The sequence below is a fragment of the Streptomyces subrutilus genome (assembly GCF_001746425.1).
Classification (GTDB): domain Bacteria; phylum Actinomycetota; class Actinomycetes; order Streptomycetales; family Streptomycetaceae; genus Streptomyces; species Streptomyces subrutilus_A.
Window position 1 is genome coordinate 2,629,490 of sequence record NZ_MEHK01000001.1, and the last position, 25,265, is coordinate 2,654,754.

The following is a 25,265-nucleotide window of genomic DNA, read 5'->3' on the forward strand; positions in this document are numbered from 1 at the left end:
CGCTTGGTTCTACTTCCGCTGGTGGCCGTTCGCGGCCTGCTGGCTGTCGTCGTACTTCTCGTACGCGTCGACGATACGGCCGACCAGCTTGTGGCGGACGACATCCTCGGACGTGAGCCGCGAGAAGTGGATGTCCGGAACCCCTTCGAGGATCGACTGGACCTGACGCAGACCGCTCTTGGTGCCGCCCGGCAGGTCGACCTGCGTGATGTCACCGGTGATGACGATCTTCGAATCGAACCCGAGCCGGGTCAGGAACATCTTCATCTGCTCCGGGCTCGTGTTCTGCGCCTCGTCGAGGACGACGAACGCCTCGTTGAGGGTGCGCCCGCGCATGTACGCCAGCGGGGCCACCTCGATGGTCCCGGCGGCCATGAGCCGCGGGATCGAGTCCGGGTCCAGCATGTCGTGCAGCGCGTCGTAGAGCGGCCGCAGGTACGGGTCGATCTTGTCGAAGAGCGTGCCCGGCAGGAAGCCGAGCCGCTCCCCCGCCTCGACGGCGGGCCGGGTCAGGATGATCCGGCTGACCTGCTTGGACTGCAGGGCCTGGACCGCCTTGGCCATGGCGAGGTAGGTCTTGCCCGTACCGGCGGGGCCGATGCCGAACACGATCGTGTTCTTGTCGATGGCGTCGACGTACCGCTTCTGGTTGAGGGTCTTGGGCCGGATCGTGCGGCCTCGGCTGGAGAGGATGTTCTGAGTGAGCACCTCGGCGGGAGTCTCCTCCGGGCCGCCCTCCTTGCCGTTGCCGCTCGCCTTCAGCATGGCGATCGAGCGTTCCACTGCGTCCTCCGTCATCGGCTGCCCGGTGCGGAGCACCAGCATCATCTCGTCGAACAGGCGCTGGATCAGAGCGACTTCCGCCGCCGCCCCGATCGCGCTGACCTGGTTGCCCCGAACATGGATGTCGGCCTCCGGAAAGGCCTTCTCGATCACTCGCAACAGGGCGTCACCGGAACCGAGCACTGTCACCATCGGGTGCGTGGCCGGAACGGTGAAGTGGGCTCGCGCCTGGCCCGGCGCTGGGATGTGGGTTGTCGGTGTCTGAGTCATGGGCCGGCACTGTGGCCTGCGCATACCTCCCGCTGAGGGGCCGCGCCGATCGACGACCTCCGGAATACCAAGCGTACGTCGCCGCCGCGGCATCCCCGAGAGGTTTTCCACCCGCACTCGAGCGGCAGGGGCCCGGAGGGCGGGCCACAGGCCTAGGCGGAGTGGCGGAAGCCGATGGTGGGCACGGCACGGCGCCGGGCCGCCGGGGTCGCCGGGGTCGGGATCAGGTCGTCCAGGAAGGCGTAGCGGCCGCGCAGCCCGGCCGGGGCCGACCGCCACCAGTGGGCCACCTCCGGCCAGCCGGGGGCCGAGAGGGAGCCGCCGAACTCCTGGACCGACAGGGCCGCCGTCAGCCCCGCGAAGGCGAGGCGGTCCGCCAGCGGCCAGCCCGCCAGGGTGCCGGTGACGAAGCCCGCCACGTAGACGTCGCCCGCCCCGGTCGGGTCCAGCTCGTCCACCGCGATTCCCGGGACGTGGGCCGTCTCGCCCGTCCGCCCGTCGACGGCGTACGAGCCCTCCGGGCCCATCGTCACCACCGCGATCGGCACCCGCTCGGCCAGCGCCCGGGCGGCCGCGCGCGGACACTCGGTCCGGGTGTAGCGCATGGCCTCGCCCGCGTTCGGCAGGAAGGCCTCGCAGTGCTCGAGGTCGGCCAGGGCCCCCAGGTCCCACCGCCCGCTCTCGTCCCAGCCCACGTCCGCGAAGACCCGCGCGCCGCGGCGGGCCGCCTCCGCGATCCACGGCTCGCCCCCGCCGGGCCCCAGCGCGGCCACGGCGGCCCGGGCCCGCGGCGGGCACTGCGGGAAGGGGCCGGGACCGGCCGGCGGGGGCGCCTCGTGGCCGTGCGAGACCATCGTGCGCTCGCCCTCGTAGGCCATGGAGACGGTGACGGGGCTGTGCCAGCCGGGGATCGTCCGCGACATGGACAGGTCGATGCCCTCGCCCTGCTCCAGGGCGTCCCAGCAGTACTCCCCGTAGTGGTCGTCGCCGAACGCCGCGGCGAGCGAGGTGCGCAGGCCGAGGCGGGCCAGGGCGGTGGCCATGTTGGCCACGCCGCCGGGGCTGGAGCCCATGCCGCGGGCCCAGGACTCCGTACCGCGCACCGGAGCCGAGTCGAGGCCGGTGAAGATGATGTCGAGGAAGACCGTGCCGGTCAGGAAGACGTCGCAGGCGGGCTCCTGGGGGGTGCGCAGCGGACCGAGCGGGTCCACCGCTGCCGCACTGCTGTCGACGTTGTCCCGACTGGTCACGGTGTACTCCCCGTTGGCTTGAAGGTTCGTTTCTTCCAGAGGTCTTCGGTGCGATGGTTCTCGGGGCGAAGGTTTTCGGTGCGATGGTTTTCGGTGGAAAGATGCCAGCCATGCCCCGCCGGCACGAATCCAAACCCAGTGTGTCGCAAATCACTACAGGAACGCTCTTTTCCTGCTGTCGGGCCACTTGATAAACATGGCCCCCCGCTCACTCCGCGGCGACGCCACGCATCATCCGCACCATCTGGAACACACGTGCCCGACCGCACCCCCGCGCCGCTCTCGGAGCCGGCCGCCGCGCTGCCCGCCGCATGGCCCCTGGTGGCCCTCTTCACCGCCGGGTACCTCGCCCCGTACCTGCTGCCGACCGTCGTCGGGCGGCTCGACGCCCACCTGCCGCTGAGCCCCGCACAGGCCGGCCTGATCGGCACGGTCCTGCTGCTCGGCTCCGCCGCGGCCGGCTTCACCCTGGCCTCCCGCATCGGTCGGTACGGGCCCCGGCGCCTGGCCCGGCTCGGGCTGCTCCTGGCCGTCACCGGATACGGCACGGCCGCCGCGGCCCCGCTGCTGCCCCTGGTCGTCGCGGGCGCGGTGGTCGGCGGCTTCGGCTCCGGAACCGCCACCGCAGTGGCCGCCGCCGGCATCGCCGGGCAGCGCGACCCGCACCGGGCCTCCGCGCTGGGGCTGCTGTCGGTGTCGGCGACGGCCGGGGCGCTCTACCTGACGCTGCCGCGGCTCGGGGGCGGCCACGGGCTGCCGTTCGCCGCGATCGCGCTGGTGGCGGCGGCGGTCTGGCCCGCCACCGGCCGGCTGGGCGGCTCCTCGGCGCCCGCGGTGACGGGGGTCGTCCCGGGCCGCCTCCCGTACCCGCGCGCCGGGGTGGTCCTGGCGGGCTCCCTGATGCTGTGGTCCCTCGCGCAGAACGCCCTGTGGGGGGTCAGCGGCCGGATCGGCACCCAGCAGGCGGGCCTCTCGGAGGTCACCCTCGGCGTGGTCTTCGCCGCGGCGCTCGGCGCGGGCCTGCTCGGGGTCGCGGCCGCCTCCGCGCTGGGCTCGCGCCTGGGCCGGGCGGTCCCGATCGGCGTCGGGACGGCGGTGATCGCCTGCTGCGTGGTGGTGTCCTCGTCCGCCCGGAGCCCGGTGGGCTTCGCCGGCGGGGAGATCCTGTGGAACGCGCTCTACCCGGTGGTGCTCTCGTACGCGATCGGCCTCGCCGCGGCCCTGGACCCGCGCGGCCGCTGGGCGGTGCTGGCCGGGTCGGCGTCCTCCCTGGGCGTGGCCTGCGGGCCCGTCACCGGCAGCCTCCTCGCGGAGGCGGCGGGCTTCCCCGGCATGGGCCTGGTGCTGGGGGCGCTGCTGCTGGCGGTGGCGGGGCCGATGGCCGCGGTGGCGCTGCACGCGGGCGGCCGGCCGCTGACCGCCGGGTCGGTCCGGCGCCGCGGTGGCGCTCCGGCCGCCGTCCTCGCCGCCGGCGCGGGTGCGCCGTCGGGCACGATCCCGCGCGTCGGCGCCGAGGAACTCTCGGTCACCGAGATCCCGCTCCGCCGCCGACCGCTGCGCGTCCTGCTCCCGTCCCCGCCCGCCCGCCGCCGCGCCCGCACCCGCGTGTAGCAGCCCCCTATCCAGCTCCGCCGGCGCTTGAGGCGCGGGGGCCCGGGGGCAGAGCCCCCGGCAGCGGCGCCGCACCGGCCCATCCGCCCCGTCAGCGCCGCTTGGGCAACCGCACGCGCGCCAAGTCCGCAGCCACCGTCAGCTCGCCCTCGAACCCGGCCGCACGGGCCTGCCGTTCGAACTCCGAGGGGTCGGTGTAGCGCTGCGAGAAGTGCGTCAGCACCAGGTGCCGGACCCCCGCGTCCCGCGCCACCCGCGCGGCCTGCCCGGCCGTGAGGTGCCCGTGCTCGGTGGCCAGCGGCTCGTCCTCGTCGAGGAAGGTCGACTCGATCACCAGCATGTCGCAGCCCTCGGCCAGCTCGTCCACGCCCTCGCAGAGCCTGGTGTCCATGACGAACGCGAACCGCTGCCCCGGCTTCGGCTCGCTGACCTGCTCCAGGGTGACCTCGCCCAGCCGTCCGTCGCGCTGGATCCGGCCCACGTCCGGCCCCTTGATCCCGTGGCGCGCCAGCAGCTCGGGGATCATGCGGCGCCCGTCCGGCTCGGTGAGGCGGTAGCCGAAGGACTCCACCGGGTGCGAGAGCAGCCTGGCCTCCAGCAGGTAGGAGTCCCCGCGCGCCAGCACCCGCATCCCGTCCCCGGCCACCGGCTCCTCCGCCAGCCGCACCGTCTCGCGGTAGGCCGTGGCGTACCGCAGCCGGTCGAAGAACTTCTGCCCCGAAGCCGGGTAGTGCGCGGTGACGGGGTGCGGGACCCGGTCGAGGTTGATCCGCTGGATCACCCCGGCCAGGCCGAGGCTGTGGTCACCGTGGAAGTGGGTGACGCAGATCCGGTTGACGTCGTGCGCGGCCACCCCGGCACGCAGCATCTGGCGCTGGGTGCCCTCGCCCGGGTCGAAGAGGATGCCCTCGCCGTCCCAGCGCAGCAGGTAGCCGTTGTGGTTGCGGTGGCGGGTGGGCACCTGGCTGGCGGTGCCCAGCACCACGAACTCGCGTACGGACACGGGTTATCCGGGGGGCCACTCGAGGCCGCGGCCGCCGAGGACGTGCGCGTGGGCGTGGAAGACGGTCTGGCCGGCGCCGACGCCCGTGTTGAAGACGATCCGGTAACCGGGGTCGGTGAGCTTCTCGTCCAGCGCGATCCGCCCGGCCTCGGTGAGGAGGTCGGCCGCGACGGCGGGCTCGGCCTCCGCCAGCGAGGCCGCGTCGGGGTAGTGCACCTTGGGGATCACCAGGACGTGGGTCGGCGCCTGCGGGTTGATGTCCCGGAAGGCGAAGGTCGTCTCGGTCTCCCGGACCACGGTCGCCGGGACGGTCCCCGCGACGATCTTGCAGAACAGGCAGTCGGCCTGCGGTTCCCCGGCCATCGCTTCGCCTCCGTGTCGTTGATCGCTCCGGGCATCGTATCCCCGGAGCGCGCACGGGATTCCGCGGCCTCCCGGGCCGCGCGGGATCCTCCGCCGCGGCGGCCGCGCCCCCGGCCGCGGGTCAGCCCCAGCGGCCGGTACGGGCGAGCAGGACCGCCGTGGCCGCGGTGCCGGCGGTGGAGGTGCGCAGGACGGAGCGGCCCAGCCGGTAGGGGTGCGCGCCCGCCTCGGCGAAGACGGCCAGCTCCTCCGGGGAGACCCCGCCCTCCGGACCGACGACCAGCACGACGGACCCGGCCGCCGGCAGCTCGGCCCCGGCCAGCGCCTCGGAGGGGGTGTCGCGGTCCTCGTGGAGGACCATCGCCAGGTCGGCGCCGGCCAGCAGGGCGGCCACCTGCTTGGTGGACATGGCCTCGGCCACCTCCGGGAAGCGCACCCGGCGGGACTGCTTGCCCGCCTCCCGGGCGGTGGCCCGCCACTTGGCCAGGGACTTGGCGCCCCGGTCGCCGCGCCACTGCGTGATGCACCGCGAGGCCTGCCACGGCACGATCGCGTCCACGCCCGTCTCGGTCATGGTCTCCACGGCCACCTCGCCGCGGTCCCCCTTGGGCAGGGCCTGGACCACGGTGATCCGGACGGCCGGTTCGGCTTCCTCGAAGGCCGCAGACACGGTCACGACCAGCCGGTCCTTGCCCTCCGCCGCCTTCACGACCGCCTCGGCCCAGCTGCCCCTGCCGTCCGTGAGGACCACCGTCTCGCCCGGGTTCAGCCGCTTCACGGAGACCGCGTGCCGGCCCTCCGGGCCGTCCAGGACGAACTCCGGTCCCGCCGGGACCTCTTCGACCACGAACACCGGGGCGGTCATGACGCACTCCTCATCTGCATTGCCTTCAACGTGCTCTGCGCCTCGGCCAGTTCGGCCGTCAGCACTTCCATCAGCTCCCCGGCGGGCAGCGCCCGCGCCAACCGGTGCCCCTGGCCCGCCCACAGGGCCATGCCCTGCGGGTCCCCGGCCGCGGCGGCCGCTTTGCGCAGCCCCGAGGTCAGGTGGTGGATCTGCGGGTAGGCGGCGGGGGCGTACGGTCCGTGCTCGCGCATGAACCGGTTGACCAGGCCCCGCGCCGGCCGCCCGGAGAAGGCCCGGGTGAGCTCGGTGCGGACGAACAGGGGGTCCGTAAGGGCCTTCTTGTGCAGCGGGTCCGCCCCCGACTCCGGGCAGGCCAGGAAGGCCGTACCGAGCTGGGCCGCCTCGGCGCCCGCCGCGAGCAGCGCGGCGATCTGCGAGCCCCGCATCAGCCCGCCCGCCGCGATGATGGGGAGCGCGACCGCCTCCCGCACCTGGGCCACCAGCGCGAGCAGGCCCACCGAGGCCGTGCCGTCGGCCTGCGGGTCGTCCCGGTGGGTACCCTGGTGGCCGCCGGCCTCCACCCCCTGGACGCACACGGCGTCGGCGCCGGCCTCCTGCGCGCGGCGGGCCTCCTCGACGGAGGTCGCGGTGACGACGGTGTACGTGCCGGCCCCCCGCAGGGCGGCCAGCACGGCCGGGGCGGGGCAGCCGAAGGTGAAGGAGACCGCCGGGACCGGGTCCTCGAGGAGGATGGCGAGCTTGGCGTCGTAGCCGTCGTCGCAGGTGCCGATGATGTCCTCGTCGGCCAGCGAGATCTCGTACCAGCTCGCCTCGCCGGCCAGCTGTCCGCGGTACGCCTCGACGGCGGCCGGGTCCACGTGACCGGTCTGCGGCATGAAGAGGTTCACCCCGAAGGGGCGCCGGGTGAGGGCGCGCACCTGCTTGATCTCCTGGTACATGCCGTCGGCGGTCTTGTAGCCGCCGGCCAGGAAGCCCAGTCCGCCCGCCTCGCACACGGCGGCGGCGAGCGGGGGACAGGAGGCGCCGCCCGCCATGGGGGCCTGCACGATCGGGTATGCGCAGAGACCGTTCGGTGCCGAGGACATGCACTGCATCGTGCCATGTCCCGCTCAGGGGGCCGAATCACGGCATTCGCCTGGCATAGTCCGCTTCCCGGCGCGGCCGGAACGCATATGCCGAGCCCGGCCGGGGGCGTCCCCCGGCCGGGCTCGTCGTTGATGGTCGCAGGCGTTCAGCGGCCGTTGAAGGCGTCCTTCAGGCGGCTGAACAGACCCTGCTGGCCCGGCGCGAACTGGCCGGTCGGCCGCTCCTCGCCGCGCAGCTTCGCGAGCTGGCGCAGCAGCTCCTCCTGCTGGGCGTCCAGCTTGCTCGGGGTGGTCACCTCGACGTGGACGATCAGGTCGCCGCGCCCGCCGCCGCGCAGGTGGGTGACGCCGCGGCCGTGCAGCGGGATCGACTGGCCGGACTGGGTGCCGGGCCGGATGTCGATCTCCTCCATGCCGTCCAGCGTCTCCAGCGGGCACTTGGTGCCCAGGGAGGCCGCCGTCATCGGGATGGTCACCGTGCAGTGCAGGTCGTCCCCGCGCCGCTGGAAGACCGCGTGCGGCAGCTCGTGGATCTCCACGTAGAGGTCTCCGGCGGGGCCGCCGCCGGGGCCGACCTCGCCCTCGCCCGCGAGCTGGATGCGGGTGCCGTTCTCGACACCGGCCGGGATCTTGACGGTGAGGCTGCGGCGGGACCGGACCCGGCCGTCGCCCGCGCACTCGGGGCACGGGGTCGGGACGACGGTGCCGAAGCCCTGGCACTGCGGGCAGGGCCGCGAGGTCATGACCTGGCCCAGGAAGGACCGGGTGACCTGCGAGACCTCACCGCGGCCGCGGCACATGTCACACGTCTGCGCGGAGGTGCCGGGGGCGGCGCCCTCTCCGGAGCAGGTGGTGCAGACGACGGCCGTGTCGACCTGGATGTCCTTGGTGGTCCCGAAGGCCGCCTCGTCCAGCTCCAGGTCGAGGCGGATCATGGCGTCCTGGCCGCGGCGGGTCCGCGAGCGCGGGCCGCGCTGCGAGGCCTGGCCGAAGAAGGCGTCCATGATGTCGGAGAAGTTGCCGAAGCCGCCCGCTCCGAAGCCGCCCGCTCCGCCACCGCCGCCGCCCGACGAAGACAGCGGGTCGCCGCCCAGGTCGAAGACCTGCTTCTTCTGCGGGTCCGAGAGCACCTCGTAGGCCGCGTTGATCTCCTTGAAGCGCTCCTGCGTCTTCGGGTCCGGATTCACATCCGGGTGGAGTTCACGCGCGAGGCGCCGGAAGGCCTTCTTGATCTCGTCCTGCGATGCGTCGCGGCGCACGCCGAGAACGGCGTAGTAGTCCGTGGCCACTTACGACTCCGCCAGGATCTGTCCGACGTAACGTGCCACTGCGCGTACCGCTCCCATCGTTCCGGGGTAGTCCATGCGGGTCGGTCCGACCACGCCGAGTTTGGCGACCGTTTCGCCGCCCGAACCGTAACCGACCGAGACGACCGACGTGGAGTTCAGCCCCTCGTAGGCGTTCTCGTGCCCGATCCGTACGGCCATTCCCGACTCGTTGGCCTCGCCCAGCAGCTTGAGGAGCACGACCTGCTCCTCCAGCGCTTCGAGCACCGGCCTGATCGTCAGGGGAAAATCGTGTCCGAAGCGGGTGAGATTGGCGGTACCGCCGATCATCAGCCGCTCTTCGGCTTCCTCGACCAGGGTTTCGAGGAGCGTCGAGAGCACGGTCGACACCGTTCCCCGGTCCTCCGCCTCGAAGGACTCGGGGAGGTCCTGGACGAGCGGGGGGACGTCGGTGAACCGGCGCCCGACCACCCTGCTGTTGAGCCGCGCCCGCAGGTCGGCCAGCGAGGTCTCCCCGAAGGGGCTCGGGCAGTCGATCAGCCGCTGCTCGACGCGCCCGGTGTCCGTGATCAGTACGAGCATCAGGCGCGCGGGAGCGAGCGAGAGCAGCTCCACGTGCCGGACGGTCGACCGGGTCAGGCTCGGGTACTGGACGACGGCGACCTGCCGGGTCAGCTGCGCGAGCAGCCGCACCGTGCGGCCGACCACGTCGTCGAGGTCGACGGCGCCGTCGAGGAAGTTCTGGATGGCCCGCCGCTCGGGCGTCGACAGCGGTTTGACCCCCGCCAGCTTGTCGACGAAGAGGCGGTAGCCCTTGTCGGTGGGGATCCGGCCGGCGCTGGTGTGGGGCTGGGCGATGTAGCCCTCCTCCTCCAGCACGGCCATGTCGTTGCGCACGGTGGCGGGCGAGACGCCGAGCCGGTGCCGCTCGGTGAGCGCCTTGGAGCCGACCGGCTCCTCCGTCCCGACGTAGTCCTGGACGATGGCGCGCAGCACTTCGAGTCTGCGTTCGCTGAGCATCGCGCACACCTCCAGCTGTGGTCCGTTGCCGTGTCGGTCGGAACTCGGTCGTTGGCACTCTGGCCGTTCGAGTGCCAGAGATCCCCCGCTCAGTGTACGGCCGGGTGGTAAGACCCTGGCAAGGGAGGCCCGCCAGGGTAGCGTCGCGGCATGGACGTGCGTTGGGAAGAGGCGGGCTGGGAAAGGCTGACCGGACGGGCCGGGAGGCGGCGGCTGCCGGTGTGGGACTGCACCGTGGGACTGGTGGTGGGGGACGATTCCGTCCTCCTCGTCGACCCCGGTTCGTGTGTGCGCGAGGGCGCGCAGGTGCGGGCGGAGGCGGAGCGCCTGACGGGCCGGCACGTGACCCATATCGCATTCACACACGGACATTTCGACCACGTCCTGGGCGGAGCCGCCTTCGCCGGCGCCGAGGTGTTCGGCGCGGTCGGGCTGGACGCGCTGCTCGCCACGGGCCGCGAGGAGCTGCGCGAGGACGCGGTGCGGCACGGGCTGGCCGAGGCGGAGGCCGCGGAGGCGGCGGACCTGATGGTGCTGCCGAAGCACCCGGTGTCGGGCGAGTGGACGCTGGAACTGGGCGGGGTGCGGGTGCTGCTGGCCAATGTGGGGCCCGGGCACACCGGCCACGACCTGGCGGTCTTCGTGCCGGGCGAGCGCGAGACGGTCTTCTGCGGGGACCTGGTCGAGGAGTCGGGCGAGCCCGTGGCGGGCCCGGACGCGGTGCCCCGGCAGTGGCCCGCGGCCCTGGACCGGCTGCTGGCGCTGGGCGGAGACGACGCGCGGTACGTGCCGGGTCACGGAGCGGTGGTCTCCGCGGCCTTCGTGCGTGCGCAACGCGCCACACTGGCCGCGCGTTTCGGCGTGTCGTAGGCGTGATCGCGGCGCCTCTCCTACGCTCGGCCGGATGCGCGAGTACTCCCCCGACCTGACCCCGCAGTGGAAGCGCCCCAAGGCCGTGCCCGAAGTGGCGGCGGAGCCCGATCTGGTGGTCGAGGTGGCCGGCGGCGACTTCTGCGGCGCGGTGGTGGCCTGCGAGGCGGGCACGGTGACCCTGGAGGACCGTTTCGGCAAGCGGCGGGTGTTCCCGCTGGAGCCGCGGGGCTTCCTGCTGGACGGGGCCGTGGTCACCCTGGTCCGCCCCTCGCGCTCCCCTTCGGCACCGCGGCGCACCGCATCGGGCTCGATCGCCGTGCCGGGTGCCAGGGCGCGGGTGGCGCGGGCCGGGCGGATCTACGTGGAGGGGCGTCACGACGCGGAGCTGGTCGAGAAGGTCTGGGGCGACGACCTGCGGATCGAGGGCGTGGTGGTGGAGTACCTGGAGGGCATCGACGACCTTCCGGCCATCGTCGCCGACTTCGCCCCCGGCCCCGACGCCCGCCTGGGGATCCTGGTGGACCACCTCGTGCCGGGCTCGAAGGAGTCCCGTATCGCGGCGTCGGTGACCTCCCCGGACGTGCTGATCGTGGGCCACCCGTACGTGGACGTCTGGCAGGCCGTGAAGCCGTCCGCCCTCGGCATCCCGGCGTGGCCGGTGGTCCCGCGCGGCCAGGACTGGAAGACGGGCATCTGCCGGGCCCTGGGCTGGCCGGACAACACCGGGGCCGCCTGGCGGCACATCCTGTCCCGGGTGACGTCCTACAAGGACCTGGAGCCCACCCTCCTGGGCTCGGTGGAACACCTCATCGACCACGTCACGGCCCCCTAGCCGGACGCGGCACCAGGGGTGCGGCCCGGCCTAGTGCTGTGACCGGAAAGGTTCACCGGGTCACAGCACTAGTCGACCAGGTCCCGGACCACCGCGTCGGCCAGCAGCCGCCCCCGCAGGGTCAGCACGGCCCGCCCGGCCGCGTACGGCTCCGCCTCCAGCAGGCCGTCCGCCAGCGCGCGGCGGGACGCCTCCAGCCCGGCCGGAGCGAGCAGCGACAGCGGCACGCCGTCCACCAGCCGCAGCTCCAGCAGGATCCGCTCGACGCGCCGGTCCTCCTGCGACAGGAGCTCGCGCCCGGCCCCGGGAGAGCGGCCCTCGGCCAGCGCGGCGGCGTACGCCCCGGGGTGCTTGACGTTCCACCACCGCACCCCGCCCACGTGCGAGTGCGCGCCCGGGCCCGCGCCCCACCAGTCGGCGCCGCGCCAGTACAGCTCGTTGTGCAGGCAGCGCCCGGCCTCCGAGGCCGCCCAGTTCGACACCTCGTACCAGGAGTACCCGGCCTGCGCCATCACCTCGTCCGCGATCAGGTAGCGGTCGGCGTGCACGTCGTCGTCCGTCATCGGGACCTCGCCGCGGCGGATCCGCCGCGCCAGCTGCGTGCCCTCCTCCACGATCAGCGCGTACGCCGAGACGTGGTCCGGCCCGGCGCCCAGCGCCGCGGCGAGCGAGGCCCGCCAGTCCTCGTCCGACTCCCCCGGCGTCCCGTAGATCAGGTCCAGGTTGACGTGCTCGAAGCCCGCCGCCCGCGCCTCCGCGACGCAGGCCTCCGGGCGGCCGGGGGTGTGCGTGCGGTCCAGCACCTTCAGGACGTGCTGCTTGGCGCTCTGCATGCCGAAGGAGACCCGGTTGAAGCCGCCGGCCCGCAGCTCGGCCAGGTACCGCGGGTCCACCGACTCGGGATTGGCCTCGGTGGTGATCTCCGCGTCCTCGGCCAGACCGAACTCGTCCCGGATGGCCGCGAGCATCCGTACGAGGTCGCCGGCGGGCAGCAGGGTCGGGGTGCCGCCGCCGACGAACACCGTCCGTACGGCCCGCGGATCGTCCCCGAGCACCTTGCGGGCGAGGCGGACCTCGTCGATCAGGGTGTCGGCGTAGTTCTCCCGGGAGGCGAGCACGCCGCCGGTGCCCCGCAGCTCGGTGGCCGTGTAGGTGTTGAAGTCGCAGTACCCGCAGCGCGTGGCGCAGTACGGAACGTGCAGGTAGAAGCCGAGCGGCCGGTCCCCCGCGCCCGCCAGGGCGTGCGACGGCAGGGAGCCGTCTTCGGGCATGGGTTCACCGTCGGGCAGTGCGGAAGGCATGACCCCATCATCCCGCACTGCCCCATGGTCGTTTACGCCGTGCCCGGCGCCCGCGGCTACAGCTCGCGCGTGCCCTCGTACATCTCGTCGATGAGGTGCTTGAACTCGCGCTCGACGACCGGCCGCTTCAGCTTGAGGCTGGGCGTGAGGTCGCCGTGCTCGACGTCGAGGTCGCGCGGCAGGATCCGGAACTTCTTGACCGTCTGCCACCGCTGGAGGCCCTCGTTGAGGGTCTGTACGTACGTCTCGATCAGGCGGTTGGTCTCCGGCGCGGCCAGGACCTGCGCGTACGTCTTGCCCTCCAGCCCGTTCTCGACGGCCCAGCCGAGGATCGACGGCTCGTCGAGCGCGATCAGGGCGGAGCAGAAGTTCCGGTCGGCGCCGTGCACGACGATCGTCGAGACGTACGGGCAGATCGCCTTGAACTGTCCCTCGACCTCGGCCGGGGCGACGTACTTGCCGCCCGAGGTCTTGATCAGGTCCTTCTTGCGGTCGGTGATGCGCAGGTAGCCGTCGGCCGACAGCTCGCCGATGTCGCCGGTGTGCAGCCAGCCGTCGGACTCCAGCACCTCGGCGGTCTTCTCGGGCTGCCCGTGGTAGCCCTGCATGATGCCGGGGCCGCGCAGCAGGACCTCGCCGTCGTCGGCGATGCGGACCTCGGTGCCGGGGAGCGGCTTGCCGACGGTGCCGGTGCGGTAGGCCTCGCCGGGGTTGACGAAGGAGGCGGCGCTGGACTCGGTCAGGCCGTAGCCCTCGAGGATGTGGATGCCGGCGCCGGAGAAGAAGTAGCCGATGTCGGGTGCCAGGGCGGAGGCGCCGGAGACGGCGGCGCGCAGGTTGCCGCCGAAGGCGTCGCGGAGCTTGGAGAAGACGAGCGCGTCGGCGATCTTGTGCTTGGTGGCGAGGCCGAAGGGGGCGGTCGCCTGGCCGGTGCGGCGGAAGTTGTCCTGGGTGACCTTGGCGTACTCGCGGGCCACGCCGACCGACCACTGGAAGATCTTGTACTTGGCCCCGCCGCCGGCCCGGGCCTTGGCGGCGACACCGTTGTACACCTTCTCGAAGATGCGCGGGACGGCCGCCATGTAGGTCGGCTGCACGATCGGCAGGTTTTCGATGATCTTGTCGATCCGGCCGTCGACGGCGGTGACGTGGCCGACCTCGATCTGGCCGGAGGTCAGCACCTTGCCGAAGACGTGGGCCAGCGGCAGCCACAGGTACTGGACGTCGTCCTTGGTGATCAGGCCGGTGGCGACGGTGGCCTTGGCCATGTACGACCAGTTGTCGTGCGGCAGGCGGACGCCCTTGGGGCGGCCGGTGGTGCCGGAGGTGTAGATGAGGGTGGCGAGCTGGTCGGCGGTGATGGCCCCGATCCGCTCCTTGACCGCCTCGGGGTGCTTGGCGAGGTACTCCTTGCCGCGCGCCTCCAGATCGGCGAGCGAGAGCACCCAGCCGTCGGGGTCGCCCTCGGCGGCGACCGCGTCGGCGGTCTCCACGACCACCACGTGGGTGAGGTGGGGCAGCTCGGCGCGGCGCTCGCGCGCCTTGGCGAGCTGCGCGCCGTCCTCGGCGATGAGCACCCGGCTCTCGGAGTCCGCGAGGATGTACGCCGACTCCTCGGCGTTCGTGGTGGGGTAGATCGTGGTGACCGCGCCGCCGGCGCACATCACGCCGAGGTCGCCGAGGATCCACTCGACCCGGGTGTTGGAGGCGAGCGCGACCCGCTGCTCCGACTCCAGGCCCAGGTCGATCAGGCCGGCGGCGATGGCGAAGACCCGCTCGGCCGCCTGGCCCCAGCTCAGCGACTTCCAGTCGTCGGGGCCCTGGCCGCCGGCCGCGGGCACCGGATACCGGTACGCCTCCGCATGGGGCGTGGCGGCCACGCGCTCAAGGAAGAGGGCCGCCACCGAGGGCGGACGGTTCTCGATCAAGGTCTGTGTGTCGCTCACGACATCCTCCGGACCGGACCACGCGGCAGTGCGTGGGCGTGGGGCGCTTGGGGGGGCGCATCGGGACAGGCGGGTTTGAGACGTAACCAGCAGGTGACTGGCGAGTAACCATCGAGCAGTGATCAGACTAGAGGCCGTCCGCCGCCTGCGTAAGAGCTCGCAAGCGGCCGGTTCATAACGAAAGAGGCCCCCGCGCCGGAGCGTGAGGGCCTGCTTCCGCAGCGGTCGCGGGCGTCGCTACTTCTTCTTGCCGCCGGATTCGTCGCTGGAGAGGACGGCGATGAAGGCCTCCTGCGGGACCTCCACGGAGCCCACCATCTTCATCCGCTTCTTGCCTTCCTTCTGCTTCTCCAGCAGCTTCCGCTTACGGGAGATGTCACCGCCGTAGCACTTGGCGAGGACGTCCTTGCGGATGGCGCGAATGGTCTCGCGGGCGATGACGCGCGAGCCGATCGCGGCCTGGATCGGCACCTCGAAGGCCTGCCGCGGGATGAGCTCGCGCAGCTTGGCGACCAGGCGCACGCCGTAGGCGTAGGCGGCGTCCTTGTGCGTGACGGCGGAGAAGGCGTCGACCTTGTCGCCGTGCAGCAGGATGTCGACCTTGACCAGGCTGCCGGACTGCTCGCCGGTGGGCTCGTAGTCGAGCGAGGCGTAGCCGCGCGTCTTGGACTTCAGCTGGTCGAAGAAGTCGAAGACGATCTCCGCGAGCGGGAGGGTGTAGCGGATCTCGACCCGGTCCTCGGAGAGGTAGTCCATGCCGAGGAGGGTGCCGCGGCGGGTCTGGCAGAGCTCCATGATCGCGCCGATGAACTCGCTGGGCGCGAGGATCGTGGCCCGCACGATCGGCTCGAACACGTCCGAGATCTTGCCCTCGGGGAATTCGCTCGGGTTGGTGACGGTGACTTCCTTGCCGTCCTCCAGGACCACCCGGTAGACCACGTTCGGCGCGGTCGCGATCAGGTCGAGGCCGAACTCGCGCTCCAGGCGCTCGCGGACCACGTCCAGGTGCAGCAGGCCGAGGAAGCCGACGCGGAAGCCGAAGCCGAGCGCCGCCGAGGTCTCCGGCTCGTAGACGAGCGCGGCGTCGTTGAGCTGGAGCTTGTCCAGGGCCTCGCGCAGGTCCGGGTAGTCCGAGCCGTCGAGCGGGTACAGGCCGGAGAAGACCATCGGCCGCGGGTCCTTGTAGCCGCCGAGAGCCTCGGTCGCGCCGTTGTGCAGGCTGGTGATGGTGTCACCGACCTTGGACTGGCGGACGTCCTTCACGCCGGTGATGATGTAGCCCACCTCGCCGACGCCGATGCCGTCGGCCGGGGTCATCTCGGGCGAGGAGACGCCGATCTCCAGCAGCTCGTGCGTGGCGCCGGTGGACATCATCCGGATGCGCTCGCGCTTGTTGAGCTGGCCGTCGACCACACGCACGTAGGTGACCACGCCGCGGTACGAGTCGTAGACCGAGTCGAAGATCATGGCGCGGGCGGGGGCGTTCTTGACGCCGACCGGGGCCGGGACGGTGGCGACGACCTTGTCGAGCAGCGCCTCCACGCCGAGACCGGTCTTCGCGGACACGCGCAGGACGTCCTCGGGCTGGCAGCCGACCAGGTTCGCGAGCTCCTCGGCGAACTTCTCCGGCTGGGCCGCCGGCAGGTCGATCTTGTTCAGCACGGGGACGATCGCGAGGTCGTTCTCCATCGCCAGGTACAGGTTGGCGAGGGTCTGCGCCTCGATGCCCTGGGCGGCGTCCACCAGCAGGACCGTGCCCTCGCACGCGGCGAGGGAGCGCGAGACCTCGTACGTGAAGTCGACGTGCCCGGGGGTGTCGATCATGTTGAGGATGTGGGTGCTGCCCTGGCCCTCGCCCGTGGTGGGCGCCCAGGGCAGTCGGACCGCCTGGGACTTGATCGTGATGCCGCGCTCACGCTCGATGTCCATGCGGTCGAGGTACTGGGCGCGCATCTGCCGCTGGTCGACCACACCGGTGAGCTGGAGCATCCGGTCGGCAAGGGTCGACTTGCCGTGGTCGATGTGCGCGATGATGCAGAAGTTGCGGATCAGCGCCGGGTCGGTACGGCTCGGCTCGGGCACGTGGCTGGGGATGGCGGGCACGCAGTGTCCTGATTCTCGGGTCGCAGTCGGGGGCGTGATCGATCCTGGGCGGATCATTGGGATCTCTACGCTGACTCCCATGGTCCCATGGACCGGGCAGTGCGCTCGGTTTGGGCCGCCCCGAGCGTGCCTGGTAGCCTGGGCAGCTGTGTCTCGTATGCCCTCTCAGCTGTCGAGGCACGATCCGAAGCACAAAACTCTGAACCTGAAAAGGCTCTTTCGTGGCGAACATCAAGTCCCAGATCAAGCGGAACAAGACGAACGAGAAGGCGCGCCTGCGCAACAAGGCCGTCAAGTCCTCGCTCAAGACCGCGATCCGCAAGGCCCGCGAGGCCGTCGTCGCCGGTGACGTCGAGAAGGCCACCGTGGCTTCCCGCGACGCCGCGCGTGCGCTCGACAAGGCTGTCTCGAAGGGTGTCATCCACAAGAACGCCGCCGCCAACAAGAAGTCGGCGCTGGCCTCCAAGGTTGCCTCCCTGCAGGGCTGAGCTCTCGATGTGAATCGCCGGTAAGGACCCAGCGGGCCCTCTCTTCCGCTCCTTCACCGGCACACCGCGCCGCACGCGGCCTGCGTTCGCCACGCGGGTGCGGCGCAACACAAGCAGTACGAGCAGTGCACGAAGGCCCCGGCCGCAACCCTTCCCCAGGGCGGCGGCCGGGGCCTTCGTGTGTCAGCGGCGCTGGGGGCGGGCGGCGCGGGCCACGGCCACGACCGCCTTCTCCAGGGCGTACTCGGGATCGTCGCCGCCGCCCTTGACCCCCGCGTCGGCGGCGGCCACGGCGCGCAGGGCGTCCGCGACGCCGTCGGCCGACCAGCCGCGCATCTGCTGGCGGACCCGGTCGATCTTCCAGGGCGGCATCCCGAGGTCCCGGGCGAGGTCGCCGGGGCGGGCCCCGCGCGGGGCGGAAGCCAGCTTGCCGATCGCCCGCACGGCCTGGGCCAGGGCGCTGGTGATCAGAACCGGCGCCACCCCGGTGGACAGGGACCAGCGCAGGGCTTCGAGCGCCTCCGCCGCACGCCCCTCGACCGCCCGGTCGGCGACCGTGAAGCTGGAGGCCTCGGCCCGGCCCGTGTAGTAGCGGCCGACCACGGCCTCGTCGATGGTGCCCTCGACGTCCGCGCACAACTGCGCCGCCGCGCTCGCCAGCTCCCGCAGGTCGCTGCCGATCGCGTCGACCAGGGTCTGGCACGCCTCCGGGGTCGCCGACCGGCCCAGCGTGCGGAATTCGCCCCGTACGAAGGACAGCCGGTCCGCCGGCTTCGTCATCTTCGGGCAGGCGATCTCCCGGGCGCCCGCCTTGCGGGCCGCGTCCAGCAGGCCCTTGCCCTTGGCCCCGCCCGCGTGGAGGAGGACGAGGACGATCTCCTCGTACGGCGCGTCGAGGTACGCCTTCACCTCCTTGACCGAGTCGGCGGACAGGTCCTGGGCGCCGCGCACGATCAGCACCTTGCGCTCGGAGAAGAGCGACGGGCTCGTCAGCTCGGCCAGCGTGCCGGGCTGGAGCTGCTCGGAGGAGAGGTCGCGCACGTCCGTGTCGGCATCGGCGGCGCGGGCGGCCGCCACCACCTCCCGCACGGCGCGGTCGAGCAGCAGGTCCTCCTGCCCCACCGCGAGGGTGAGCGGGGCAAGCGGATCGTCGGTGGAGTTCTTCCTGGTGGCCATCGGATCCAGCATCCCACGCCGCACTGACAGCCCCCGGCCCGGCGGCCCCCCTGACCGGATGCGTGAGAATGATCGCGTGAACGTGCGACATGTACTCGTCCTGCCCGACCGCGACGCCGCCGAGGAGGTGGCGCGGGAGGCCGTGGACCGCTTCGGCCTCCCGGAGGAACCGCAGTTGGTACGCGACGCCCTGGCCGGGGAGGACGACGCCGAGGACGCCCAGTGGCTGGTGGTCGTCGAGGACCCCCGGGAACTGCTCGACACCGCCGCGCTGGACGCCCTCGCCGCCGAGTACGAGGGCTGGCTGGAAGCCCCGTAGGAGTCCGGCCCGGCTCAGGCCTTGTGGACGATCTGCACGTCCAGCGCCACTTCCACGCCCGACCCGATCGCCGCGATACCGTGCGCGAGCACCGACTGCCAGGTCAGGCTGAAGTCCTCGCGGTGCAGTTCGGCCGTCGCCCGGCAGGCGGCGCGCGGCTCGCCCTCCAGGCCCGTGCCCAGGCCCAGGTACTGCGTGTCCAGCGTGACGGAACGGCTGACCCCGTGCAGGGTCAGGGCGCCCGCGACGGCCCAGCGGCTGCCGCTGCGGTGGATGAACCGGTCGCTGTAGAACTCCACCGTGGGATACCGGGCCGCGTCCAGGAAGTCGCCGGACCTCAGGTGGTCGTCGCGCAGCCGCACCCCGGTGTCGATGCTCGCCGCATCGATGATGACGTGCATGGAGGAGTCCTCCATGCGCTCGGCTATCCGCACCCCGCCGGCGAAGGTGTTGAACCGGCCGCCGATCCGCGCGAACCCGATGTGCCGGGCCGTGAACGCGATGGACGAGTGCGACGGGTCGAGCTCCCAGTGGCCGGGCTGCGGCAGCAGCGGCGGCTCCACCGCGTCGAGGACGATCTCCCCGGTTCCGGGCTGCGCCGGGTCTCCCACCAGCGTCGCCCCGTGGAACGGCGCGTACCCCTCGGCGGTGACGGAGAGCCGGTACTCGCCCTCCGGCACGGCCGCCGTGAACCCTCCGTAGGGGTCGGTCTCGCCGCTGACGATCCGGCGCCCGATCGGGTCGGTCACCTCGAACGCGGCCTGCCTGACCGGCTGGTGGACGGTGTCGAGGACCCGGCAGCTGAGCAGACCCGCTTGCGGTGGCAGGGTCAGTGTCGCGGATGTGTGCGGGCTGGAACTTCCGGCCGTCTCCATCCCCCGTCGGCGACCGAACATGGCTGATGCACCCCCGTGCTGTGTGGACTTGGACCGTTCTGGCGACGACGCATTCGATCATGCTGTCGGGTTGTGGGCAAACAGAAGGCCCGTGCCCCGTATGCCCGTGTCGCTCCCGGCGCCGGCCGGCCGTAAACACCCGCATCCCGGGCCCGGCGCCCGACACGGCGATCGACCCGTCGGTGTCGGTCCGCAGTACGACCGCCCCCGAGGCCCGCAGCCGGGCGAGCGTACCGGGTGCGGGGTGCCCGTAGCGATTGGCCGCGCCGACCGACACCACGGCGACCCGGGCCCGGATCCGCCCGTACAGCCCCGGGTCCTGGTGCGCGGAGCCGTGGTGCGCGACCTTGACCACATCGACCGGGCCCAGGTTCGGATGCTCCCTCAAGAGGGCCTGCTGCGCGGGCGGTTCGAGGTCGCCGAGCAGGAGCAGGGTCAGCCCCGCGCCCCGGACCAGCAACGCGACGCTCGCGTCGTTGGGCCCCTCGGGCGGCGGCCCGGCCGCCGGCGGCCACAGCACCTCCCACTCCAGCGGTCCGGCCCGGCGCCGCTCCCCCGCCGCCGCCCGCACGACGAGCACGCCCGCGGCGGCCGCCGTCCGGTGCACCAACTGGGCTTGGCCGGGCGGCTCTTCCAGCGCCGTGGTCTGAATCACACCCACCGACCGGCCGCGCAGCACCCCGGGCAGACCTCCCACGTGGTCGGCGTGGAAGTGCGTCAGCAGCAGCATCGGCACCCGGTGCACGCCCAGGGCGCGCAGGCAGGCGTCCACCGGAGCGGGATCCGGCCCGGCGTCCACCACCAGGGCCTCCCCCGGGCCGAGCGCCAGTACCGCCGCGTCCCCCTGCCCCACGGCGCACTGCACGTAGCTCCAGTCGGGCGGGGGCCAGCCGGTGAGCGTACGGGTCAGCTGCGGCGGCCTCAGCACGGCCAGGAGCAGCAGCACCGCCAGGGCCGAGCAGACCCACCGCCGCCTGCCGAACCGGGCGCCGAGGAGTACCAGGCCCGCCGTGGCGGCGGCCAGCAGCAGCCCGCCGGCGAGCCCGCCCGGCCAGGCCAGCTCCGCCCCCGGCAGCCGCGCCCCGGCCCGGGCCACGGCGGCGATCCACCCGGCGGGGACCCCCGCGCACCAGGCGAGCCCCCGCGCGGCGTCCCCCCACACCGGGGCCGCGGCGAGCGCCGCGAAGCCGAGCACCGTCGCCGGACCGGCCGCGAGCTCGGCCAGCAGGTTGCAGGGCACCGCCACGAGGCTGACCCGGGCGGAGAGCACCGCGACCACGGGCGCGCACACCGCCTGGGCGGCCGCGGCGGCGCCCAGCGCCTCGGCGAACCTCGGCCGCATCCCCCGCCGCCGCAGGGCCGCGCTCCACCGGGGCGCCAGGGTGAGCAGGGCGCCCGTGGCCAGGACGGACAGCAGGAACCCGTAACTACGGGCCAGCCAGGGGTCGTAGAGCACGAGCAGCAGTACGGCGGCGCCCAGGGCCGGGAGCAGGGACCTGCGCCGCCCGGTGGCGAGGGCCAGCAGCGTGACCGCCCCGCAGGCCGCGGCCCGCAGCACGCTCGGCTCCGGCCGGCACACCACCACGAACGCCAGCGTCAGGGCCGCCCCGCACAGGGCGGTGGCCCGCAGCGACAGGCCCAGCCGGGGCGCCAGCCCGCGCCGCTCGGCCTGCTGCGCCCGGGCCGGGGGACCGATGAGCAGGAAGAGCACCACGGTCAGGTTGGACCCGGACACGGCCAGCAGGTGCAGCAGGTCGGTGGCCCTGAACGCCTCGTGCAGATCGGGCGGCACCCTGGAGGTGTCCCCGACGACCAGTCCCGGCAGCAGGGCCCTGGCATCCGGCGCGAGCCCCTCGGTCGCCTCCCGCAGCCCGGCCCGCAGCCGCCCGGCGACCCGCTGCGCGGCATCCGGCCCGCCGGTCACCGCGGGCGGGGTGTCGCCGGTCGGCCGCAGCAGCGCCACGGCCCGCTCGCCGCCCCGCGCCGGGGCCAGCCGGGCGACGACCACGACCCGGGTGGAGGGCAGCAACCGGGCCCATTGGGGGTGCCCGGCCAGCACCCGCACCGGGGTCTCGACCCGGGTCCGCGACCCGTCGGGCCCGGTCACCCCCGTCAGGACCGCGTCCAGCACCACCACCGGCGGCCCGCCGCCCCCGCCGCCCCCGGCCAGGCGAGGATCGGAACCGACGGTGAGCTCCGCCAGCACCCGGGCGTGCTCCCGGGCCAGTCCCGGCACCGGCCCGGCCCGCGCCTCGGCCCGCTGGAGGCCCGCCACTCCGGCTCCCGCGCAGGCACACAGCAGGGCCACGGCCACGGCCGGGGCGCCCCGCCACCGGGGCCCCGGGCTCCGGCACCCGGTTAGGAGCAGCAGCCCCGCTCCGGCCACGCCCAGCCCCACCCCGACGGCGGTCGCTCCCGCGGGCGCGTCCAGGGCGAGCGCGGCCGCCGCCCAGGCGGCCAGGGCCGGCGCGGCCAGGCGGAGGTCCGCGGGCCCCGCGCCCTCGGGGCGGTTCACGGCCGCACCAGCGTGCGCAGGTCGGCGAAGCGCCGCTCGCCGATGCCGTTGACCTGGCGGAGCTCCTCCACGGAGCGGAAGCCGCCGCGGGCGGTGCGGAAGTCCACGATGTGCTGCGCCAGCACCGGGCCGACGCCCGGCAGCCCGTCCAGCTGCTCGACGGTGGCCGAACCGAGGCTGAGCGGGCCCGGGCTCGGCCCGCCCCCGCCGCCGCCGTTCGGGGGAGGCGGGGCGGGGGCTCCCACCAGTACCTGCTCACCGTCCACCAGGACCCGGGCCCGGTTCAGCGCGGTGGTGTCCGTGCCGGGCCTTACCCCTCCTGCCGCGGCCAGCGCGTCCTCGACCCGCGAACCGGCGGGCAGCCGGCGCACGCCCGGGTCCCGGACCTTGCCGCCGATGTCGACGACGATCCGCGTGGGGGCTCCGGCCGGGGCCTGAGTCGCAGGCGCCGCGGCCGGGGCGGTCACCGCGGGCGCGGTGACCGGCCGGGGCCGGGCGGACCAGAACTGCTGCGCGGCGATCCCGACCGCGACGGCCAGCACCACCCCGACGGCGGCCACCGTACGCGGCTCCACCCCGCAGCGAGCCTGCAACCACACCGGCACCCGCTCCCGCAGCGCAAGCCTCCGCGCGACCCCGGGCGCCGGCCCGGCCGTCTCCCCGGCCGGGGAGACGGCGTCCGCCCGGGGCGGAGGGCCGGGGTCCGCCATGGCTGCGGACCCGGGAGCAGCCCCGGCCGGAGGCCCGGTATCCACCCCGCTCACGGGCCCGGCAGCAGCCCCGGCCGCGAGCCCGGGTTCCACCTCGGGCGGGGCCTCGGGATCCATCCCGGCGGAGTGGTCCTGGCCGAGCCTGGCCGAGCCCCGGGGAGCCACCCCAACCGGGGACCCGGGGCCCGCCCCAGCCTGAGACCGGGGTTCCGCCTCGGGAGGAGCTTCAGGGGTCACCTCGGGCGGGAGTGGCGGGCTGCTGCCGCCCAGTAGGGCTTCGGCCCGGCGGCGCACGGCCTCCGGGTCCGCTGGCGGGGGCCCCTGGCCACGGCGCAGGCCCGGGCCGCGGCGGTGTCGCAGACGGCCGTAGGAGAGACGGGTTCGGCCCGGGCCGCTGGTGGCGCCCGACGGATGCGGAGTACGCGTTCGAAGAGTCATGCCACGACGGTAGGGACCAATCCCGACCCCCCGTTCGGAACGCTCAATTCCGGTGGACAGGCCCCCCGTTGTGGATAACCGTGCCACTCGTTCCGGTGAAGCGTGCAGCACTCGGCCCCGGGTTTCGCCCCGGGATCGGCCGGGCGCGGCCGCGTTCAGCCGGGCCCGACCGCGCCCGGCACGCCCTCCGCCCGGAGCGTCCGCGCACCGTTCAGCGGGGCGAGACCACCGCCGCGAGCAGCCCCGGGCCAGTGTGAGCGCCGATCACCGCGCCGACCTCGCTCACGTGCAGTTCGACCAGCCCCGGGATGCGTTCGCGCAGGTGCCGCGCGAGCTTCTCGGCGCGCTCCGGCGCCGCCAGGTGGTGCACCGCGACGTCGACGCTGCCCGACCCCGCGCGTTCCACGGCCAGCTCCTCCAGGCGGGCGATGGCCTTGGAGGCCGTACGCACCTTCTCGAGCATCTCGATCCGCCCGCCGTCCAGCGTCAGCAGCGGCTTCACGGCCAGCGCCGAGCCGAAGAGCGCCTGGGCGGCCCCGATCCGGCCGCCCCGGCGCAGGTAGTCGAGGGTGTCGACGTAGAAGTACGCCGACATGTCGGCGGCCCGCTTTTCCGCCGCGGCCACCGCGTCGTCGACGGAGCCCCCCGCCTCCGCCACCTCGGCGGCGGCGAGCGCACAGAAGCCGAGGGCCATCGCGACCATGCCGGTGTCCACGACGCGGACCGGTACGGGCGCGGTGCGCGCGGCGACCACGGCGGCGTCGTAGGTGCCGGAGAACTCGGCGGACAGGTGCAGGCTCACGATGCCGGCCGCGCCGGCGTCCGCGGCCGCCCGGTAGGCCCGGACGAACTCCTCCGGGCTGGGCCGCGAGGTGGTGACCGAGCGGCGCTTCTGCAGCGCCAGGGCGAGGCTGCGTGCCGAGATCTCGGTGCCCTCCTCCAGGGCCTCGCCGCCGAGTACCACGGTGAGCGGGACGGAGGTGATTCCGTGCCGCGCCATGGCCGGTGGGGGCAGGTAGGCCGTGGAATCGGTGACGATGGCGACATGGCGGGACATGAGCCGGAGGGTACCGCCAGTGGGGGTGGGACGGCAGCCTGGCCCCCTCGACAGGGCCCTCGCCCGCCCCTCGGCGGGGCATCGGCGGGCGCTCCGGTCCACTGGCCGGGGCGATCGGCGGGCCCCTCAGCCGGCCCGTCCCCGGACCCCTCGCCCGACCGGGACCTCACCCGGGCCCCGGCAGCGGCCAGAGCCTACGGCACGCCGACCAGGCGGCCGGTCACGGCCTTCGTGCCCGCGCACCGGACCCCGGTCACCGCGGCCGCCCGCCCCCAGTCAGTCAGGTCGTGCTCTCCGGCCGACGCGCCTTCTGCCAGGGGTAATCCGGCGCCGGCGCGGCCTGGCTCAGAGCGGCAGGCCCGGACGCGGGCCCGTGCGCCTGAGCCGCCGCCGGCCCCGACCCCGAGCCCTGCGCCTCGGCGTCCCACGCCGCGGCCGCCGCCGCCAGGTCGTCCACCGGCTCGCGCGACCAGTCCCGCAGCGCCCCGGATTCCATCTCGATCTGCTCCGACAGCGTGGACAGGTCGTCCTCCGCGAAGCGCCGGGCCCGGTCCCGGGCCGCCCAGCGCAGCGAGTCCGCGGACTCGACGATCCTGGCCGTGCGCTCCCGCAGCTCCGGAAGGAGCCCGGCGGTGCGCTGCCGGTCCGGCTCCTGCTCGAGCCGCTTCAGCTCGGCGTCCAGTTCCCGGCCGTGTGCGCTCAGCCGCTGGAACAGCCCCAGGGACTCCTTCAGCGAGGCGTCCGACCGGGCGCCCTCGGACAGCGCCTGCTCCGTGGCCCGCATCGAGGTCCGCAGGTCCAGCCGCAGCTGCGCCAGCGCGCCCACCACACCGACCTGGCCGAAGCTCTTGGCCCGCAGGGTGGTGTCCTCCACCGTGCGCCGCGCCTGGCCGACGGTGCGCTCCACGCTCCGCTTGGCCGCCCCCACCGCCTTGACCGTGACGTACGCGCCGAGGCCGATGACAGCCAGCAGCATCAGCGCGAAGATGATCAACGCGGCCTCCATGGTGGCCCCTTTCCCCAGGCGTCAGCTCTTCCCCTCCACCGTAAACGCCGCGGGCAGGCCAGGGGT

The 25,265-nt window shown here is 73.7% G+C and carries 21 protein-coding genes and 1 pseudogene; 5 read left to right on the forward strand and 17 right to left on the reverse strand.

Going from position 1 to position 25,265, the window contains the following annotated elements:
* Positions 1 to 9: 9 nt before the first annotated feature.
* Positions 10 to 1,053, reverse strand: coding sequence for a PhoH family protein (locus tag BGK67_RS12905; protein WP_069920226.1), 1,044 nt, complete (start codon positions 1,051 to 1,053; stop codon positions 10 to 12).
* 152 nt (positions 1,054 to 1,205) lie between these two features.
* Complete coding sequence (locus tag BGK67_RS12910) at positions 1,206 to 2,303, reverse strand: PfkB family carbohydrate kinase (RefSeq protein ID WP_069920227.1); 1,098 nt, start codon at positions 2,301 to 2,303, stop codon at positions 1,206 to 1,208.
* Between the two features lie 255 nt (positions 2,304 to 2,558).
* Here BGK67_RS12910 and BGK67_RS12915 point away from each other — a divergent pair, with 255 nt between their 5' ends.
* Positions 2,559 to 3,914 (forward strand): MFS transporter, encoded by a 1,356-nt coding sequence (locus tag BGK67_RS12915; RefSeq protein WP_069920228.1) that lies wholly within the window; start codon positions 2,559 to 2,561, stop codon positions 3,912 to 3,914.
* Positions 3,915 to 4,005: 91 nt separating this feature from the next.
* Here the strand turns inward: BGK67_RS12915 and BGK67_RS12920 are convergent, their stop codons facing one another.
* The 6 genes from BGK67_RS12920 to hrcA form a co-directional block, all read right to left on the reverse strand.
* On the reverse strand, positions 4,006 to 4,917 hold the full coding sequence (locus BGK67_RS12920; protein ID WP_069920229.1) for a ribonuclease Z: 912 nt from the start codon (positions 4,915 to 4,917) through the stop codon (positions 4,006 to 4,008).
* A gap of 3 nt (positions 4,918 to 4,920) precedes the next feature.
* Complete coding sequence (locus BGK67_RS12925; protein WP_069920230.1) at positions 4,921 to 5,280, reverse strand: histidine triad nucleotide-binding protein; 360 nt, start codon at positions 5,278 to 5,280, stop codon at positions 4,921 to 4,923.
* A 121-nt stretch (positions 5,281 to 5,401) separates the two neighbouring features.
* Positions 5,402 to 6,145 (reverse strand): 16S rRNA (uracil(1498)-N(3))-methyltransferase, encoded by a 744-nt coding sequence (locus BGK67_RS12930; protein ID WP_069920231.1) that lies wholly within the window; start codon positions 6,143 to 6,145, stop codon positions 5,402 to 5,404.
* Positions 6,142 to 7,233: a nitronate monooxygenase gene (locus BGK67_RS12935; protein ID WP_069923824.1), complete on the reverse strand. Its 1,092-nt coding sequence runs from the start codon at positions 7,231 to 7,233 to the stop codon at positions 6,142 to 6,144. Before BGK67_RS12935 ends, BGK67_RS12930 begins: the two co-directional genes overlap by 4 nt.
* A gap of 146 nt (positions 7,234 to 7,379) precedes the next feature.
* Positions 7,380 to 8,522, reverse strand: a complete 1,143-nt coding sequence (gene dnaJ / locus BGK67_RS12940) for a molecular chaperone DnaJ (protein ID WP_069920232.1) — start codon at positions 8,520 to 8,522, stop codon at positions 7,380 to 7,382.
* Entirely contained in the window at positions 8,523 to 9,539 is a 1,017-nt protein-coding gene (gene hrcA, locus BGK67_RS12945; protein WP_069920233.1) for a heat-inducible transcriptional repressor HrcA, read from the reverse strand.
* A 150-nt stretch (positions 9,540 to 9,689) separates the two neighbouring features.
* Here hrcA and BGK67_RS12950 point away from each other — a divergent pair, with 150 nt between their 5' ends.
* Positions 9,690 to 10,409: an MBL fold metallo-hydrolase gene (locus BGK67_RS12950; protein WP_069920234.1), complete on the forward strand. Its 720-nt coding sequence runs from the start codon at positions 9,690 to 9,692 to the stop codon at positions 10,407 to 10,409.
* A gap of 34 nt (positions 10,410 to 10,443) precedes the next feature.
* Complete coding sequence (locus tag BGK67_RS12955) at positions 10,444 to 11,244, forward strand: DUF3097 domain-containing protein (RefSeq protein WP_069920235.1); 801 nt, start codon at positions 10,444 to 10,446, stop codon at positions 11,242 to 11,244.
* Between the two features lie 68 nt (positions 11,245 to 11,312).
* Here the strand turns inward: BGK67_RS12955 and hemW are convergent, their stop codons facing one another.
* The 3 genes from hemW to lepA all read right to left on the reverse strand — a co-directional run bounded on the left by hemW (position 11,313) and on the right by lepA (position 16,594).
* Positions 11,313 to 12,545, reverse strand: a complete 1,233-nt coding sequence (gene hemW, locus BGK67_RS12960; protein WP_069920236.1) for a radical SAM family heme chaperone HemW — start codon at positions 12,543 to 12,545, stop codon at positions 11,313 to 11,315.
* Positions 12,546 to 12,601: 56 nt separating this feature from the next.
* Positions 12,602 to 14,491: an AMP-dependent synthetase/ligase gene (locus BGK67_RS12965; RefSeq protein ID WP_069920237.1), complete on the reverse strand. Its 1,890-nt coding sequence runs from the start codon at positions 14,489 to 14,491 to the stop codon at positions 12,602 to 12,604.
* A 237-nt stretch (positions 14,492 to 14,728) separates the two neighbouring features.
* Positions 14,729 to 16,594 carry a translation elongation factor 4 gene (gene lepA, locus BGK67_RS12970; RefSeq protein ID WP_069920238.1) on the reverse strand — a complete coding sequence of 622 codons (1,866 nt, stop codon included), beginning with the start codon at positions 16,592 to 16,594 and terminating at the stop codon, positions 14,729 to 14,731.
* Between the two features lie 221 nt (positions 16,595 to 16,815).
* Here lepA and rpsT point away from each other — a divergent pair, with 221 nt between their 5' ends.
* Positions 16,816 to 17,082: a 30S ribosomal protein S20 gene (rpsT, locus tag BGK67_RS12975; RefSeq protein ID WP_069920239.1), complete on the forward strand. Its 267-nt coding sequence runs from the start codon at positions 16,816 to 16,818 to the stop codon at positions 17,080 to 17,082.
* Between the two features lie 183 nt (positions 17,083 to 17,265).
* Here the strand turns inward: rpsT and holA are convergent, their stop codons facing one another.
* Positions 17,266 to 18,258: a DNA polymerase III subunit delta gene (gene holA / locus BGK67_RS12980; protein WP_069920240.1), complete on the reverse strand. Its 993-nt coding sequence runs from the start codon at positions 18,256 to 18,258 to the stop codon at positions 17,266 to 17,268.
* A gap of 58 nt (positions 18,259 to 18,316) precedes the next feature.
* Here holA and BGK67_RS12985 point away from each other — a divergent pair, with 58 nt between their 5' ends.
* Complete coding sequence (locus BGK67_RS12985) at positions 18,317 to 18,577, forward strand: hypothetical protein (RefSeq protein WP_208948692.1); 261 nt, start codon at positions 18,317 to 18,319, stop codon at positions 18,575 to 18,577.
* 14 nt (positions 18,578 to 18,591) lie between these two features.
* Here the strand turns inward: BGK67_RS12985 and BGK67_RS12990 are convergent, their stop codons facing one another.
* The 5 genes and pseudogenes from BGK67_RS12990 to BGK67_RS13010 all read right to left on the reverse strand — a co-directional run bounded on the left by BGK67_RS12990 (position 18,592) and on the right by BGK67_RS13010 (position 25,199).
* On the reverse strand, positions 18,592 to 19,473 hold the full coding sequence (locus tag BGK67_RS12990) for a YceI family protein (RefSeq protein ID WP_069920242.1): 882 nt from the start codon (positions 19,471 to 19,473) through the stop codon (positions 18,592 to 18,594).
* Positions 19,474 to 19,600: 127 nt separating this feature from the next.
* A pseudogene (locus BGK67_RS36205) lies at positions 19,601 to 21,988 on the reverse strand (ComEC/Rec2 family competence protein); the annotation flags it as partial.
* Positions 21,985 to 22,698, reverse strand: coding sequence for a ComEA family DNA-binding protein (locus tag BGK67_RS41190; RefSeq protein WP_432215440.1), 714 nt, complete (start codon positions 22,696 to 22,698; stop codon positions 21,985 to 21,987). The pseudogene BGK67_RS36205 and the gene BGK67_RS41190, both read right to left, overlap by 4 nt.
* A 649-nt stretch (positions 22,699 to 23,347) precedes the next feature.
* Complete coding sequence (locus tag BGK67_RS13005) at positions 23,348 to 24,193, reverse strand: DegV family protein (RefSeq protein WP_069920243.1); 846 nt, start codon at positions 24,191 to 24,193, stop codon at positions 23,348 to 23,350.
* Between the two features lie 280 nt (positions 24,194 to 24,473).
* Positions 24,474 to 25,199 carry a hypothetical protein gene (locus BGK67_RS13010; RefSeq protein WP_069920244.1) on the reverse strand — a complete coding sequence of 242 codons (726 nt, stop codon included), beginning with the start codon at positions 25,197 to 25,199 and terminating at the stop codon, positions 24,474 to 24,476.
* Positions 25,200 to 25,265 lie beyond the last annotated feature (66 nt).

Bases quoted from the DNA above. Each gene is read 5' to 3' on its own strand.
- BGK67_RS12905 (WP_069920226.1), bottom strand. From the start codon at position 1,053: ATGACTCAGACACCGACAACCCACATCCCAGCGCCGGGCCAGGCGCGA.
- BGK67_RS12925 (WP_069920230.1), bottom strand. From the start codon at position 5,280: ATGGCCGGGGAACCGCAGGCCGACTGCCTGTTCTGCAAGATCGTCGCG.
- BGK67_RS12930 (WP_069920231.1), bottom strand. From the start codon at position 6,145: ATGACCGCCCCGGTGTTCGTGGTCGAAGAGGTCCCGGCGGGACCGGAG.
- BGK67_RS12935 (WP_069923824.1), bottom strand. From the start codon at position 7,233: ATGTCCTCGGCACCGAACGGTCTCTGCGCATACCCGATCGTGCAGGCC.
- hrcA (WP_069920233.1), bottom strand. From the start codon at position 9,539: ATGCTCAGCGAACGCAGACTCGAAGTGCTGCGCGCCATCGTCCAGGAC.
- BGK67_RS12950 (WP_069920234.1), top strand. From the start codon at position 9,690: ATGGACGTGCGTTGGGAAGAGGCGGGCTGGGAAAGGCTGACCGGACGG.
- BGK67_RS12955 (WP_069920235.1), top strand. From the start codon at position 10,444: ATGCGCGAGTACTCCCCCGACCTGACCCCGCAGTGGAAGCGCCCCAAG.
- hemW (WP_069920236.1), bottom strand. From the start codon at position 12,545: ATGCCTTCCGCACTGCCCGACGGTGAACCCATGCCCGAAGACGGCTCC.
- holA (WP_069920240.1), bottom strand. From the start codon at position 18,258: ATGGCCACCAGGAAGAACTCCACCGACGATCCGCTTGCCCCGCTCACC.
- BGK67_RS12985 (WP_208948692.1), top strand. From the start codon at position 18,317: ATGCGTGAGAATGATCGCGTGAACGTGCGACATGTACTCGTCCTGCCC.
- BGK67_RS12990 (WP_069920242.1), bottom strand. From the start codon at position 19,473: ATGTTCGGTCGCCGACGGGGGATGGAGACGGCCGGAAGTTCCAGCCCG.
- BGK67_RS41190 (WP_432215440.1), bottom strand. From the start codon at position 22,698: ATGGCGGACCCCGGCCCTCCGCCCCGGGCGGACGCCGTCTCCCCGGCC.
- BGK67_RS13005 (WP_069920243.1), bottom strand. From the start codon at position 24,193: ATGTCCCGCCATGTCGCCATCGTCACCGATTCCACGGCCTACCTGCCC.
- BGK67_RS13010 (WP_069920244.1), bottom strand. From the start codon at position 25,199: ATGGAGGCCGCGTTGATCATCTTCGCGCTGATGCTGCTGGCTGTCATC.